This is a genomic window from Lactococcus sp. bn62, from assembly GCF_029492705.2.
GTDB lineage: Bacteria > Bacillota > Bacilli > Lactobacillales > Streptococcaceae > Lactococcus > Lactococcus petauri.
The window spans coordinates 748,396-762,157 of sequence record NZ_CP120417.1 but is presented as its reverse complement, the minus strand read 5'-3'; the positions used below and the strand labels follow the sequence as shown (position 1 = coordinate 762,157).

The following is a 13,762-nucleotide window of genomic DNA, read 5'->3' as shown; positions in this document are numbered from 1 at the left end:
TATTTATGCCAAATTGGCACTTATAACATTCTACCAAATTTATGCTTTCTTTTCAAGAGCTTTCTTTGGGTTTTTAGTAAAAGTCATTGTAAAAGTCGTTTGGTGTTCATCACTTTCAACAGATACCTCCCCTTGGTGTTGTTCGACTATCGTTTGGACAATCGCTAAACCAATTCCATGAACGCCACCAGCACCTTTATAAAAACGCTCGAAGATATGTGGTAAAGTCTCTGGATCAATTCCACTCCCATCATTAGCAACCGAAATCACCACTGCACCATCTTTTTTTGTACAGGTAAGTACAATTTCTGTTTCGACATACCGCATAGCATTGGAAACTAGATTACTTATTGCTCGTCGTAAAGCTTTATAATCACAAGTAAGAATCACCGCTTTTTTATCAAAAACTGTTGTAATTTTAATGCCTTTTTGCTCAGCAAATATCTCTTGCTCTTTCGCAATATCTTTCATGATTAGACGAACATCTTGGTAAACAAGCTCTTGATGCACACTTAGGCTGTCTAAGCGTGAGAGAGTTAGAAGATCTTCTACTAGCTCACTCATACGATCGGTCTCATAAAGTATTGTCTCACTTGCCTTTTTGGGATCCATCACCTCATAGGAAATCCCCTCAGCATAACTTTTTATTGCCATTAAAGGGGTCCGAAGTTCATGCGAGGCATTTTGAAAGAAGAGTTTTTGGTTTTTATCGTTATGATCCAATTGCCGAGCAGCAACATTCATATTATGTGCTAAAGTAGCCAACTCACGGTCCTGAAATGTTCCTTGATATTCAGTAAAATCTCCTTGGCCAATACGTGTCGCAAATTTCGCTAAAATTGATAAAGGCTTAATCAAGCGCTGCGTTACAAAAGTAACGGCTAGACTAAGGATGACAATGACAGCTAGGGCAACAGAGACCAAGAACAGGTTAACTGAGTTTGTAAAATTAATAATCCCGGTGATATCCACATATAGGACTTGATACTCTCCAGAACTTTGACGAATGGTTTCAATATAAAAGGTACTTCCTGACGTATCCAGACGATAATTTTTTACCTTACTCAGTGGAACTTTTTGATTTTTTAAAGCTTGTGCGATATTATTTGCTGTCTCTCTCTCAAAGTTACCAACTTTTTCCAAATCCTGTACTTCATAATTATCATTGATATTAAAAGCAACGGGGTGAGTATTAAAGCTTCCACGAGGTGCATCTTCTAAGTCCGCAGAGGTACTTCCTGAGGGTGGAGTAACTTGTGCTTGATAAATCCTGACTTGAGATAACTGCCGTGAGGCCGAATTGCTAATATAGCTGTTTATCAAGATATTAAAAATGAGGATAATCCACAGAAAAGCAAAGAAGACAAAACCAATATTTGTCAGAAGCAAGCGCGTCTTGATGCTGAGAGGTTTTCTCCTAATCATCATCGCTCCTTACTCTGCTTCTTCATTTTTTTGTTTTTCAAACTCGATTCGACGGAAAATAGCTTTAACACGCATCACCAACTCCATCGGACTGAAAGGCTTAGTGAAGTAATCATCACTGCCCAAATCCAATCCTGTCGCATAGTCTAAGTCACTGTCTCGAGCTGTCAACATAATAATGGGTACGATACTTTGTGCACGTAAAGCTTTCAAGATTGTAAATCCGTTAGAGCCAGGCATCATCACATCTAAAATAACAAAATCACTTGGCTCTTCATTAAAACGCTCTAAGAGATGATCACCAGTTGAGAAGTCCTCTACTTTAAAATCTTCTTTTTCCAAAAAAGCTTTGATTGCTAAGCGAATATTATCATCGTCATCCGCAATATATATTGTTTTACTCATTATATTTCCTCCTCATTAATCATGTCTACCAGTTCATGAATCAAATACATTCGATTATCTAATGCGTGAATCTGCTCAGCACATACTTGCAATTCATTACTTAAGTGATCTGGCATTTCACCGCCATATTTGTAGCGAACCTTATGTTCCAATGTCGCCCAAAAGTCCATTGCCGATGTGCGCAGTTGTATCTCGACACGACGAGCTTCATTATTAAAAAGCGGGCCAAGATTAACTTCTAGTATCATATGATAAGAACGATAACCACTCGGCTTTGGATGATTAAGATAATCTTTTTCACTGATCACATTGAAAGCTTCTTGATTTTTAATGATTTCTACGATTTCATAAATATTTTTGGCATAAGCACATATAATTCTTACACCGGCTATATCTGAAAGATTTTTTTCAGCTGCTTTTGCCGTTACAGGTAAGGCTTTTTTCTTCAACTTGCCTGCAATACTTTCGGGTGATTTAATTCTTTGCTTGATATGTTCTATCGGGTTAACAGGTTCATAAGCATTGTAATAAGCATTAAGATTAGAAAGCTCTGTCATGATGACTGCCAAAGCACATTCATATTTCACCAAATTTCGCTTGAGTTTCTCAAACTCTTCAACTTCAAAGCGGGTCGTTTTTATTTCTTTATTCATATTCATTTCCATTCTTGAAAGAGTTTTCACATATGTCTATTATACCAGAGGCTGCGAAATTTATCAGCTTTAGAAACTACTCTGTTCCCTTCCCACTTACGGTTGCAAATAAAATGAAAGGAGCCCATGCTCCTTTGAAGATAATTAAAATTATACAATTATAATCTTAAAATGCACTCAACTTAAATAGAGGACAAAAAAAGAGGAAATACCTCCCTCTTTTTTATATATTAAAATAAATGACTAAAGCTAAAATAGATAAAAGTGCTGTCACACACCAAAAGACAATATCAATCTTCCATTCACTCCAACCTTTTCCTTTACCAGAGAAGCCACCAAGTTCAAAATGATGGTGAATCGGCGTCATACGGAAAATACGTTTACCATGTGTTACTTTAAAGTACGAAACCTGCATCATAACAGAAACGGTTTCTAAGATATAGATAAAGCCAATCAAAAGGAGCGTCCATTCGACATGTAAAAGAATCGAAACGATGGCAATAAAACCTCCTAAACCAAGGCTTCCCACATCTCCCATAAAGATCTTTGCTGGTTTGTGGTTGAAGAAAAAGAAAGCAATCAAACCACCAATGACAGAAAGAATGATAAGTAGGACATCATATCGTCCTTGAGCAGCTGCAATTACAGCATATGCGCTGAGAGAGATAGCCACTGTGATACTGGCTAAGCCATCAATACCATCTGTAAGATTCACGGCATTTGACCAACCTACAAGCCAGAAGATAATGAAAACTGCAAAGAACCATCCTAAATAAATTTTCCACCCCAAGATATTAAGTACATTTGTACTATCCACCTGCATCAAGATAAGATAAGAAACAATACCTGTGGCTATTTGGGCTAAGAGTTTATGACTGGCTTTAAGCCCGCCATGATTTTTTTGGCTAAAGATTTTCATGAAGTCATCTAAGAAACCAATCAGAGAGTACATCGCTAATACCCACCATGCTGTGATGAACATAGGAGTAAATTGTGCAAAAATCAGAGCAAATACTGCTGAAACTAGGAGGGCTGCAACTACAAATACAAGACCTCCCATGGTTGGTGTGCCTGACTTACTTGCATGTTGTTTTACTTCTTCAAGAGTGGGTTGTCCCCCAAGTTTTTTCTTATGAAAAAACATAATAAAGCGTGGTATTCCAATTGCGGTCAAAACCAACGCGACTAGAGCTGCTAAAAATGCAGTGATTAACATAGTGCCTCCGACTGTTACTTAGAAACTTTGTTTCCTTTATTTATAGAGCTTACTCAGCTCAAAATTGAAAGAGGCGAAAATTTTCGCCTAATTCATTGTGACTGTGATTGTTTGATTGTCTTTAAGTTTGGTTCCCATTCCCACACTTTGTGTGTTCACATGGTCGCCAGAACCTTGATATTCAATTTTCAGATTGTACCATTTTGCGAGTTGCTCAACTTGTTCTTTAGACCATTTAAACATATCTGGCATGATATGATCGCCATCAGTAAGAAGCATGACAGGTGTATTTGCCCCAACTTCTTGCCCTTTAGCTACAGATTGTTTGGTTACTTTTGTACCTTGACCAATCACAATCGGTGCTAAAAGATTACGACGTAGACTATCTGAAACGTTACCTGGAGATTTCCCTGTGTAATCTTCGAGAGTAACTTTTCCAGCCTTCAGACCTGAAGTATCCTGTGGAGCTGCTTCTTGGTTTTTTATTTGCTCTGCGCGCGTAATCAAAGAATTAGCAACATCTGAGATATAAGTCAATGACCAAGTGCTTGATGGAATTTTGATATTCATATAGAAAATGAAATCTGGATTCTCTGGTGGATACATGGCAACTGCAGAATAAATATTATCTTGCATTCCCTTCATATAGCCACCTGTATCCGATGCAATCTGTGCTGTACCTGTTTTGACAGCCATTGTATTGCCATTAACCATGAAGAGCGGGCCAGGTTCATGCCCTTGCGATTCTACTGTCAGATAAGAAGTTCCCCATGTTGGGTCAGTATTAACACCTACCATCAAATCTTTTGTTTTATTTATCGCATCTTCGGACACCGGACGTCCAACAACTTCTGCCTTACTTTGCAAATAGGTATTTTTATCTTTGTCTACAATTTTATTCACAACATGAGGTTCAAGCATTTCTCCTTTGTTTGCAAAGCTTGTCCAACCACGTAGAAGTTGAATTTGTGTTGTACTGATACCTTGCCCAAATGAAGATTGGATTTGAGATACTGGGTTATCGTCAGGAAGAGCACCAAACTGTTCTCCACCCATCCCAATACGGGTTGGAACACCGAATTTAAAGCGGCGCAAGTAGCTGTCCCAGAGGTCGCTACCCATATTTTGAACAATCCGTGTCATTCCAGCATTACTAGACATCATGAACCCTTGAGCAAAAGTAACTGTTGATGGAAGTTTAAAAGTTCCATCTTCGCTTTCATTGACATCCCAGTCATTAATAACGACATCATAGAGATTGACACGACGGAAGTAAGAGGCATTCAGATCCACTTTATTACTGTCCAAAGCTGAAGCCATCAAGAAAGTTTTCATAACAGAACCAGGTTCAAATTGTGACTGGTAAAGCATGCTGTTCTCTGTGAAATGTGGCTGTTCCCGCGCTGCTTTATCATTAAAGTTATTGGCGGTAATTGTTGGACGCTGTGTTGTAGCCAAGATGTCACCTGTGTGTGCATCCATCAGTGTGGCAGAAAGTTGCTGACCACCTGACTTTTCTACAGCTGTATCCATCAGCGATTCAAGATTACCTTGCAAACGGGCATCTAAGGTTGTATAAAGATCTTGACCATTTTTTACCTGCTTGCTTACTGTTGTTGTTCCTGGTAAGGGACGACCATAACGGTCTTTCTCATAAGTTTCCTCACCATTTGTACCGCTGAGAACATCATTAAACGAGGCTTCTAAGCCGTTGATTCCAACCAAACCAGAGGCAGAATCCCCAGGCGTTTTCAAAGAAGCTATACCTACAAATTGTGAAGCGTAATTTGGTTCTGGATAAGAACGTGTCAAGTTAGGTGTGAAACCAATACCTACTAATCCAGCATTCTCTGCATCTTTTTTTATCTTTTCCATTTTAGCGAGAGGAATCTTTGTTCCTGCCGAACCAAATTGGACTTGAGCTTTTCCAGAATTGAGTTGTTGCTCAATCAACTCCTTGTCAATTCCCAATTCTTTATTAAGAAATTCTGTAACTTTCGGAAAGTCAGCCTCATCAACATAAAGCTTATTATTGTTATTGTCGACTTGTGTCTTATCGAGCACAGCATAAATCGTGTAATCACTTGCATCAACTGCAAGTGGCACACCATTTCGGTCAAAAATTGTGCCTCGCTTAGCATAAACAGTCGTTGTGTTTAAATAGTTCGTCTTAGCCATTTCGGAGATGTTTACACCACCGATTTGATTCACTGTAATAATCCAGACAAAGCGAAATATAAAAATCGCAAACAGAGCAATAGCTACTACAAATAGACTTTTACCTACATGTTTACGATTTTGTTCAGGTCTTTGATGACTTTTTTTCGCTTTTTTCGAAATACGTCTGAAAGGGAGAGTAATTATTCGAAAAATATTTTTCATTTTGTCGCTTTCAATACATTATCAGAATTGTAGGAGATACCATACTTATCCGTAACTTTTTGTAATTTGTCTTGGGATGTTAACTCCTGAATTTTCTGGTCATACTCAGAATTTTTTTGCTCTTTAACAGTAATTTGACTGTTATAGTGCAAGGTACTACTTTCAATTTCTTGCGTTTTTGTTTGAATGAAGAGTTGAGTAACCGCAAGCATCAAGGCTACGACTACCATAGAAAGATAAAATACTTTTTCAACCCCAGAAAATCTTTTGAACTTTTTGGCCAAAACTTCTGGTGCTAATGAGTCTTTTGAAATCGCATAGCTGTCCTTTTTGGCCGCTGTTTCAATGTCAAAATATTCTTTAGGTTGCGCTGCCATATTTTCTCTCCTCTCTCCTTTTTCATCAGTTTTAATCTTTTTGTTTTTCAGCCACACGAAGCTTAGCACTGTGCGCTCTATTGTTAAAAGCAAGTTCTTCTTCACTCGCAAGAACGGGCTTACGATTGACTAACTTGAGTTTTGCTTCCATATCTTTCGGAATCATAGGAAGTCCTTTCGGCACGTCAACTGTGCTGTATTCTTTAAAAATTGTTTTCGTTAAACGATCCTCTAAAGAATGGAAAGTAATCACACTTATTCGTCCAGAAACGTTAAGCAGATCAATCGCTTCTTCTATTGATTCTTCAGCTGCTCCTAGTTCGTCATTTACTTCGATTCGGATTGCTTGAAAAATACGCTTGGCAGGATGGCCTTTTTTCTTGAGCTCTTTTTGAGGAAGTGCTGACTTAATGATATCCGCCAGCTCTGTCGTCATTTCAATAGGTTGAAGCTTACGTGCTTGTTCAATCTTTCGAGCAATTTGCTTTGAAAACTTCTCTTCACCATAGCGGTAAAAGATGCGTACTAAATCCTCATAAGGATAGTCATTTACAACTTCATATGCAGAAAGTGCTTGAGATTGATCCATTCTCATATCTAATCGTGCTTCCTTCTTATAAGAAAAACCACGTTGGCTGTCATCAAACTGTGGGCTTGAGACACCTAAATCATAAAGAATACCATCAATTTTTGTAACTCCTAAGTCTGCAAGACTTGAACGTAAGTAGCGGAAGTTACTCTTTATCAATGTCACCTTGTTTTCCGCCAAAGCAGCTTTAAGACGAACCTTTGCATTTTCGTGGGCAGTATCATCTTGGTCAAATGCGTAGAGATGACCTGTTGTCAACTTACTCAAAAGATACTCACTGTGACCTGCACCACCAAGAGTTGCATCCACATAGATGCCATCAGGTTTCACCTCAAGCATATCAACAGTTTCGTGTAGCATTACAGTATCATGCTTGAATTCCATGTTTACAAGTTTACAGGCGAAAAACGCCATCCTTCCCTAATAGCTAATATTCATTATAACATTTTTCTCCAAAATGTATAGTGGTTTACAATATATTGTAAACTTTTTTTCTCTTGTTCTTAATGTTTGGTCTTTCGACGCATATACATGGCGTTTGCCATTTTATAAAGAAGTTTACTTACAGGGAGGTCAAACTCGCCTACATATTCCTCAATACGTGGATTGAAGTGCTTTTTAAACTTCAATAATCCATCTTTTTCGGAAAGGGAATTTTCAAGGCCACCCATATTCAAAGTATTTGCTCCATTTTCAAATGCATGTTGAATTGTTTCAAACCATACTAGATAAGAAGGATAATATTTTTGGAATGCTGTATCTGTCCCAGCATAAAGGGTTTCAGCAGCGCCAAAAGCATTGATAGATAAAGTTCCTGCTACCGGAATAATCTCTCCTTTTTCTGCGATAAACTGCGTAATGTCCGCAACGTTTTTCTCAGCAATAGCAAGTTCTTCAGTTAAAGTTTTTAAGCGTTTTTCATTTTTGGCTTTTGCTTGATTATCTTTAATCTTTTCAACATTTGCTTCCATATCTTTTTTTACCTTAGCCATATTAAATTTTACTAAAGTAATAAAAGCATCCGATCCATAGGTGTCTAAAAGTTTTGTATAATAATCAGCATTACGAAGACTTACGTTTTTACGTGCTTCTGTCTTCTTCATCAATTCAGCAAAAACAGGAACTAACTCCTTTCCACCAAAAGTAACTTCTGGATAAGAATTGCGTGCTTTGCGAATAAATTGACGTGTTTTTTTATCTAAATTTTCTTCTGAAAAATCTTCTTTATAAATGACAGCATTGTAGCGAGGCTGAATCGTATCATGCATTTCTGTAGTACGTCCAGTATACTCAACACCTGCACTTGTTAAATTCGTCAGAAGATCATATGCATCGTCAAATTTGTAAGCCGGATCAAACTTGATAAAAAGTGCTTTTTGACTTTTACCAAATTTTTTCAATTCTAACAGAACAAACTTTAATAAAGCTTTATCTGTATAATCCATCAAAATTCCGCGTGGGATATAAAACATTGTGAATCCCAATGGAAGAGGGCGAATCAGGACCAAGCTACTTGCAACCAGCTTATCATCTTGATAAAATCCAATGATTTCCGATTTCCAACTGCTTTTGATGGTCGCCCATTTTGAGGTTTGTAAAAGGTTTGGCATACCAGAGGCAGCAACAAACTTGTCATGTAGTTGAGGATCGAGTCCAATTTTTACTGTGTACATATCTCTATTCTATCAAAAATTATTAAAAAAAACAGGCTCAGTTTGAACCTGTTTGACCAACTGGGGTAGCTGGATTCGAACCAACGCATGAGGGAGTCAAAGTCCCTTGCCTTACCGCTTGGCTATACCCCACTGTCTATCTTTCGACAACAGTAAATATTTTATCAAAATCATGAGAGGATTTCAAGGATTAACTCTAACCTCTGAGATATAAAATAAAATTAGGCGCCTAAATTATAGGCTTTGATTGCTTCTTCCATGGCATCTGCAAAATTTCGGGTAACCGCCAGTTCTTTACCAGAAGCCACAACAACAAAACTACCATTTTCTTCATTAATATCAGCGATGATTTTTTTACCTGATTTGACTTGAACACCTGTTTTTGTGTCAATAACTTCAATTTCTGTATCTTTTTTCTTCGACATCATCAGTCTCCTTTATCCTTCATATCTAGAGATTTCCATCTCAACTTTTCAATGATACCATTTTGCCGAGTTTTTGTCACGCTGTTTTTGTTCGTGTGAGTCTTCCCTTTTAATTGCACTGTACCTTATTGTCAAACATATCCAATAATTTGAAATAAAAAAAGGAATACCCCAAGAGGCATTCTTTTTATTTTCTTATGAAAGTTCTGCTACAACTGCCTTCAATTGAGCTTTTGTTTGAACACCGACAACTTGTTTCACCATTTGACCGTCTTTAAAGAAGATCAAAGTTGGAATGCTCATAACGCCAAAAGCTTGAGGTGTTTCAGGATTTTCATCAACGTCTAACTTACAAATTTTAAGTTCAGACTCGTCAAGTTCTTCTCCTAATTGTTCAAGAATTGGAGCTTGCATACGACAAGGACCACACCAAGTTGCCCAAAAATCTACTAGTACCAGTCCTTCTTTGATTTCTTCTTTAAATGTAGCATCAGTAATGTTATATTCCATTTTTCGTTCCTCGTTCTTTATTATGAGTACATTCTAGCGAATTTTTATCTACTTTACAAATATTATGATTGTTTTTATATTTTGAGTCATTTCAAGGTTGCAATTGTTGCGCCACTTCCGCCAGCGTTCACAGGAGCATACTCATAACTCTTAATATGCCGATGTTTTTGCAGCTTCTTCTGTACCATTTCACGAATCACACCAGTTCCGATACCATGAACAATGGTAATTTGTAATAAGTTAGCAAGCAAGGCCTGATCAATATAGTTATCCAATTCTAGCTCTGCTTCCTCATATCTCATACCACGTAAATCAAGCTGTGCTTTCACTTTATTGCTTACTTTTCGGGTTACGGCTTTCGTTTTTGCAGGTTGGTTCTTAGCAAGCTCTTCCTCTGTTAGCTCAAATTCATCTTCTTGCAGTTTGGTCATTATTGATCCCATTTGCACCTGCCAACGTCCATCTTTTTCAAGACGAATAAGTTTTCCACGTTGCCCATATGCTGTAACCACCACTTCAGCTCCTTGCTTCAACCCACGTTGTGCCTTAGCTTTCTTCAAAACTTTGTTTTTACTGTAATCAACAGATGGAACTAGGTTTTCAAGCTCGCTACGGGCTGCAATGATTTCGTGAGGTTTAAGCTGCGCTTTATCATTCAATGTTTTGAGAATTTCTTGAGCTTCTTGACTCGCCTTTTTCACAACTTCTTGGGCTTCTTGTTTTGCCTTCTCTAGCTCATGCTCACGCTCTCGATTAATCTGATCATAAACCTTGGTTAAATCTTTATGAAGATTTATATTTTCTCGTTCTAACTTCTTAATATTGGCTGCTGCTTCTGTTACTTCACGCGTTTTTTCCTCTAAGCTTGCGATCATATGATTGACATCGTGTTCCTCATCAGAAACCAAGTTACTAGCCTCCTGAATGATTTGGTCTGACAAACCTAAACGTCGTGAAATTTCTAAAGCATTTGAGCGACCTGGTACACCCAGCTGCAGACGAAAAACAGGGCGCATTTTATCGATATCAAACTCCATGCTCGCATTAAGAACTTCAGGTGTTTCAACACCATATGCTTTAAGTTCTGGATAGTGCGTACTCGCCATTGTCTTCACATGTTTACCACGTAAATATTCTAAAATTGCAATGGCCAAAGCGGCACCTTCTTTGGGATCCGTCCCTGCACCAAGTTCGTCAAAGAGCACCAATGCGTTATGATCTGCCTTGTCTAGAATAGCGACAATATTGGTCATGTGACTAGAGAAAGTCGAGAGACTTTGCTCAATTGACTGTTCATCCCCAATATCCGCAAAAATATCCTGGAAGACATGTGCACGACTGCCTGTACTGGTAAGAATAGGCAAACCAGATTGCGCCATAATAGTAAGCAGACCTACAGTTTTTAGGGTAATTGTTTTACCCCCAGTATTTGGTCCCGTAATTACAATTGTGTTTAAACTACTGTCAAATTTGATGTCATTGGCCACAACTACATTTGGATCAATCAAAGGATGACGTGCCTCATAAAAACAGATGTCTTTGTTTTGGGTTAACTCAGGAATACTAGCCTTATGCTTCAATAAGTAGTTATACTTGGCTTTAATCAAGTCGAGATGACCTTGTAACCATGCATTTTGCCGAATATCCAAACTGTAGGGTTTAAGTTCTTCACTGACTGCTCGAAAAATTCGAAGCATTTCATTTTTTTCTTCGATTTTCTTTTGGTTTAAATTATTGTTAAGCGAAACGGCAGCATTGGGTTCAATATAGAGTGTTTGTCCTGAGGCAGACATATCATGCACCACACCTGCTATTTTATTTTTACTGTCTGCACGTACAGGCAACACTTGGCGATCATTACGAACCGTGATTAAATTTTCAGTGAGAGAACCTGCATTTTTAGACAAAAGTTCCTGCATCACCTTTTTAATATCTGACTGATAACGTTTAATGGCTGAACGAATGTGCATCAGTTCAGCAGATGCATTATCATAAAGTGAACCAGAGTTATCAAAAATTTCAAGTGTTTTATGTACAGGAGAAAGATCTGAGAATTTTTGGATGAGTTCCTCAAGTGTTGGTATTTCAACATTCTCTGCTTCGTCAAAATAACGCAGAATATTAAGGCCTTGTTGGACAACTTTTTTTATTTCAACAAACTCTCGCCCACTCAATTGAGCATCTAACTCTAAGCGGCGTAAAATTTCACTGATATCTGCTGTTTTCGAAAGATGAATTTGTCCATTTTCTTGAGCTAACTTTTCAAATTCTGCCAATTCATCAAATAAGTTTTGGATTTTAGTGGCATCAGAGAGGGGTTCTAGTTCTTCCAACTCTTTTTTACCTTGAGCGGTTGTTAAAAAGGCCAAGAATTGCTCTTTGACCTTGTCAAATTCTAAAATTTGGATAATTTTTTTATTCATAAATTCTAAATATTACCTATTATATTTTCAATAAATATATTTTTCAGCATCCCCGAAGAAATCGGAGTGTGGCTAACCATCAAGCGAACCAAAGCGGAAGCATTCAAATGGTTTTGAACAGTGGGCATGGGTACAAGCGCAAGTAAAGTAACAGCCATTTGTAGGCCGAAATAAGTTGCTCCGAATGCAAGAACACCTGCGATAATTTTTCCAGTTTTTCCGAAGGGTTGCAAACGTGTAATGTGGACAAAAAGTCCGAGTAGACGTATCACCGCATAAGAAATAACGAAAATAATCATAAAAGCAAGACCAGCATAGAAGGCATCATCGATTTGGAAAAGCAAGTTATTATCAAAAAACAGTAATCGTGAATCTGCTGTTGCACTGGAGAAAGGTACCCACATCGTTAATTTTGAAGCAAGTTCCTTATAATTTAAGAAGGCAATAATTGCAGATATAATGATCCCCAAGCTATATAAAGCCTGTAAGACTAGACCTCTTGAATAGCCAACCAGAAAGGCCCATATAAGTAATATTAAGATAAGTAAGTTAATAAGCATAATGTTTTCCTAAATTTCTGTAAATCATTCGTTTACTACCCATTATACCTTATTTTCTCCTCATTTACCAAACAGGCTTGAAGAATGTCCTTTTTGTAAGCTATGGCTAAATTCAAGCTTTTGAGTCATATCATTGATTGCCAGTACAGCTTCTCCAAAACCAACTGACATTAAGGGAGCTTTCCCATCGTAATCACTGGCATCTCCCGCTACATAAAGACCTGCGAGATTTGTCTCTTGTTGGCGGTTAGCTGTTATTCTTCCTCTACGACTTAGTTCGAGTTCTTCATTTAAATCAACATGGTTTGTCATCATTCCATAGTTTACGAGTATTTTATCTACTGCTAAATGATTGAGCTCATCGGATTTTACACGTTGCAACTTAAGGCCTTCAGGTGATAGCTCCTGCGGAAGATAAGGGGTATGTATTTCAACGGTTGATTGTTCCAGCTCTGCCACTGTTAAAGCATGGGCTCGGAAAGAAGGTCGACGATGAATAAGGTGAACTTTGCTGGCAACTTTTTCCAACATCAGTGCCCAATCCAGTGCACTGTCTCCCCCACCAAGAACCGCAACTTCTTTTTCACGATATTCTTCTAAGTTTTGAATAAAGTAATTCAATTTCCCTAATGCATGAAGTTCTTCTTCTTGCTCGAGATTAAGCTTACGCGGACTGAGCAAGCCAGATCCTGTTGTTAACAATACTGCTTTCGAATGATGTGTACTTTTACTTGTTTGCAGTACAAAATGCTTATTTTCCTCTTCTTGGCTAATATTTTCAACTTTTTCATCTAAATATAGTTCATGTGGCACGCGAGCAAGTTGTGCCAAAAGGTTGGCCGTTAGATCTGCTCCTGAAATCTCAGGCAAACCTGCTATATCATATATCATTTTATCTGGATAAAGTGTTTGAGGTTGACCGCCAGCTTCTTCTAGAGCTTCGATTATCTTGACCGTCATCCCCCGCATCCCAGCATAAAACCCGGCATAAAGTCCAACAGGACCAGCACCGATAATTGTTAAATCGTATAAAGTTTCCATGCCTTCATTATAGCAAATTTGTCAAAAGTTTTTTACATTTTAAATTCCATCCATCTTTAACACAAAAAACCGACGAAACGATT

At 37.9% G+C, this 13,762-nt stretch carries 13 protein-coding genes and 1 tRNA gene; all 14 read right to left on the bottom strand.

What is annotated here, in order from left to right:
• Positions 1 to 39: 39 nt before the first annotated feature.
• The 14 genes from P3G65_RS04125 to P3G65_RS04060 all read right to left on the bottom strand — a co-directional run bounded on the left by P3G65_RS04125 (position 40) and on the right by P3G65_RS04060 (position 13,679).
• The gene (locus P3G65_RS04125) at positions 40 to 1,425 is read right to left on the bottom strand and encodes a cell wall metabolism sensor histidine kinase WalK (protein ID WP_019335653.1); all 1,386 of its coding nucleotides are present in this window, start codon (positions 1,423 to 1,425) and stop codon (positions 40 to 42) included.
• Positions 1,426 to 1,434: 9 nt separating this feature from the next.
• Positions 1,435 to 1,830 (bottom strand): response regulator transcription factor, encoded by a 396-nt coding sequence (locus tag P3G65_RS04120; protein WP_019292017.1) that lies wholly within the window; start codon positions 1,828 to 1,830, stop codon positions 1,435 to 1,437.
• Positions 1,830 to 2,483: a GTP pyrophosphokinase family protein gene (locus P3G65_RS04115; protein ID WP_019292016.1), complete on the bottom strand. Its 654-nt coding sequence runs from the start codon at positions 2,481 to 2,483 to the stop codon at positions 1,830 to 1,832. Before P3G65_RS04115 ends, P3G65_RS04120 begins: the two co-directional genes overlap by 1 nt.
• A 223-nt stretch (positions 2,484 to 2,706) precedes the next feature.
• Entirely contained in the window at positions 2,707 to 3,699 is a 993-nt protein-coding gene (gene mraY / locus P3G65_RS04110; protein WP_284071337.1) for a phospho-N-acetylmuramoyl-pentapeptide-transferase, read from the bottom strand.
• A gap of 87 nt (positions 3,700 to 3,786) precedes the next feature.
• Positions 3,787 to 6,081: a penicillin-binding transpeptidase domain-containing protein gene (locus P3G65_RS04105; protein WP_284071336.1), complete on the bottom strand. Its 2,295-nt coding sequence runs from the start codon at positions 6,079 to 6,081 to the stop codon at positions 3,787 to 3,789.
• Positions 6,078 to 6,458 (bottom strand): cell division protein FtsL, encoded by a 381-nt coding sequence (locus P3G65_RS04100; RefSeq protein WP_019292013.1) that lies wholly within the window; start codon positions 6,456 to 6,458, stop codon positions 6,078 to 6,080. Before P3G65_RS04100 ends, P3G65_RS04105 begins: the two co-directional genes overlap by 4 nt.
• Positions 6,459 to 6,489: 31 nt before the next feature.
• Positions 6,490 to 7,431, bottom strand: a complete 942-nt coding sequence (gene rsmH / locus P3G65_RS04095; protein WP_004258590.1) for a 16S rRNA (cytosine(1402)-N(4))-methyltransferase RsmH — start codon at positions 7,429 to 7,431, stop codon at positions 6,490 to 6,492.
• 119 nt (positions 7,432 to 7,550) lie between these two features.
• Positions 7,551 to 8,720, bottom strand: a complete 1,170-nt coding sequence (locus P3G65_RS04090; protein ID WP_019292012.1) for a peptidoglycan bridge formation glycyltransferase FemA/FemB family protein — start codon at positions 8,718 to 8,720, stop codon at positions 7,551 to 7,553.
• A gap of 60 nt (positions 8,721 to 8,780) precedes the next feature.
• Positions 8,781 to 8,852: transfer RNA gene (locus P3G65_RS04085), tRNA-Gln, on the bottom strand.
• An 89-nt stretch (positions 8,853 to 8,941) separates the two neighbouring features.
• On the bottom strand, positions 8,942 to 9,145 hold the full coding sequence (locus P3G65_RS04080; RefSeq protein ID WP_004258597.1) for a DUF2969 domain-containing protein: 204 nt from the start codon (positions 9,143 to 9,145) through the stop codon (positions 8,942 to 8,944).
• A 195-nt stretch (positions 9,146 to 9,340) separates the two neighbouring features.
• Positions 9,341 to 9,655 carry a thioredoxin gene (gene trxA, locus P3G65_RS04075; protein WP_019292011.1) on the bottom strand — a complete coding sequence of 105 codons (315 nt, stop codon included), beginning with the start codon at positions 9,653 to 9,655 and terminating at the stop codon, positions 9,341 to 9,343.
• A gap of 86 nt (positions 9,656 to 9,741) precedes the next feature.
• Positions 9,742 to 12,078: an endonuclease MutS2 gene (locus P3G65_RS04070; RefSeq protein ID WP_019292010.1), complete on the bottom strand. Its 2,337-nt coding sequence runs from the start codon at positions 12,076 to 12,078 to the stop codon at positions 9,742 to 9,744.
• 5 nt (positions 12,079 to 12,083) lie between these two features.
• Positions 12,084 to 12,638 carry a CvpA family protein gene (locus P3G65_RS04065; RefSeq protein WP_019292009.1) on the bottom strand — a complete coding sequence of 185 codons (555 nt, stop codon included), beginning with the start codon at positions 12,636 to 12,638 and terminating at the stop codon, positions 12,084 to 12,086.
• A 60-nt stretch (positions 12,639 to 12,698) separates the two neighbouring features.
• Positions 12,699 to 13,679: an NAD(P)/FAD-dependent oxidoreductase gene (locus tag P3G65_RS04060; RefSeq protein ID WP_019292008.1), complete on the bottom strand. Its 981-nt coding sequence runs from the start codon at positions 13,677 to 13,679 to the stop codon at positions 12,699 to 12,701.
• Positions 13,680 to 13,762 lie beyond the last annotated feature (83 nt).

Bases quoted from the DNA above. Each gene is read 5' to 3' on its own strand.
- P3G65_RS04125 (WP_019335653.1), bottom strand. From the start codon at position 1,425: ATGATTAGGAGAAAACCTCTCAGCATCAAGACGCGCTTGCTTCTGACA.
- P3G65_RS04120 (WP_019292017.1), bottom strand. From the start codon at position 1,830: ATGAGTAAAACAATATATATTGCGGATGACGATGATAATATTCGCTTA.
- P3G65_RS04115 (WP_019292016.1), bottom strand. From the start codon at position 2,483: ATGAATAAAGAAATAAAAACGACCCGCTTTGAAGTTGAAGAGTTTGAG.
- mraY (WP_284071337.1), bottom strand. From the start codon at position 3,699: ATGTTAATCACTGCATTTTTAGCAGCTCTAGTCGCGTTGGTTTTGACC.
- P3G65_RS04105 (WP_284071336.1), bottom strand. From the start codon at position 6,081: ATGAAAAATATTTTTCGAATAATTACTCTCCCTTTCAGACGTATTTCG.
- P3G65_RS04100 (WP_019292013.1), bottom strand. From the start codon at position 6,458: ATGGCAGCGCAACCTAAAGAATATTTTGACATTGAAACAGCGGCCAAA.
- rsmH (WP_004258590.1), bottom strand. From the start codon at position 7,431: ATGGAATTCAAGCATGATACTGTAATGCTACACGAAACTGTTGATATG.
- P3G65_RS04090 (WP_019292012.1), bottom strand. From the start codon at position 8,720: ATGTACACAGTAAAAATTGGACTCGATCCTCAACTACATGACAAGTTT.
- P3G65_RS04080 (WP_004258597.1), bottom strand. From the start codon at position 9,145: ATGTCGAAGAAAAAAGATACAGAAATTGAAGTTATTGACACAAAAACA.
- trxA (WP_019292011.1), bottom strand. From the start codon at position 9,655: ATGGAATATAACATTACTGATGCTACATTTAAAGAAGAAATCAAAGAA.
- P3G65_RS04070 (WP_019292010.1), bottom strand. From the start codon at position 12,078: ATGAATAAAAAAATTATCCAAATTTTAGAATTTGACAAGGTCAAAGAG.
- P3G65_RS04065 (WP_019292009.1), bottom strand. From the start codon at position 12,638: ATGCTTATTAACTTACTTATCTTAATATTACTTATATGGGCCTTTCTG.
- P3G65_RS04060 (WP_019292008.1), bottom strand. From the start codon at position 13,679: ATGGAAACTTTATACGATTTAACAATTATCGGTGCTGGTCCTGTTGGA.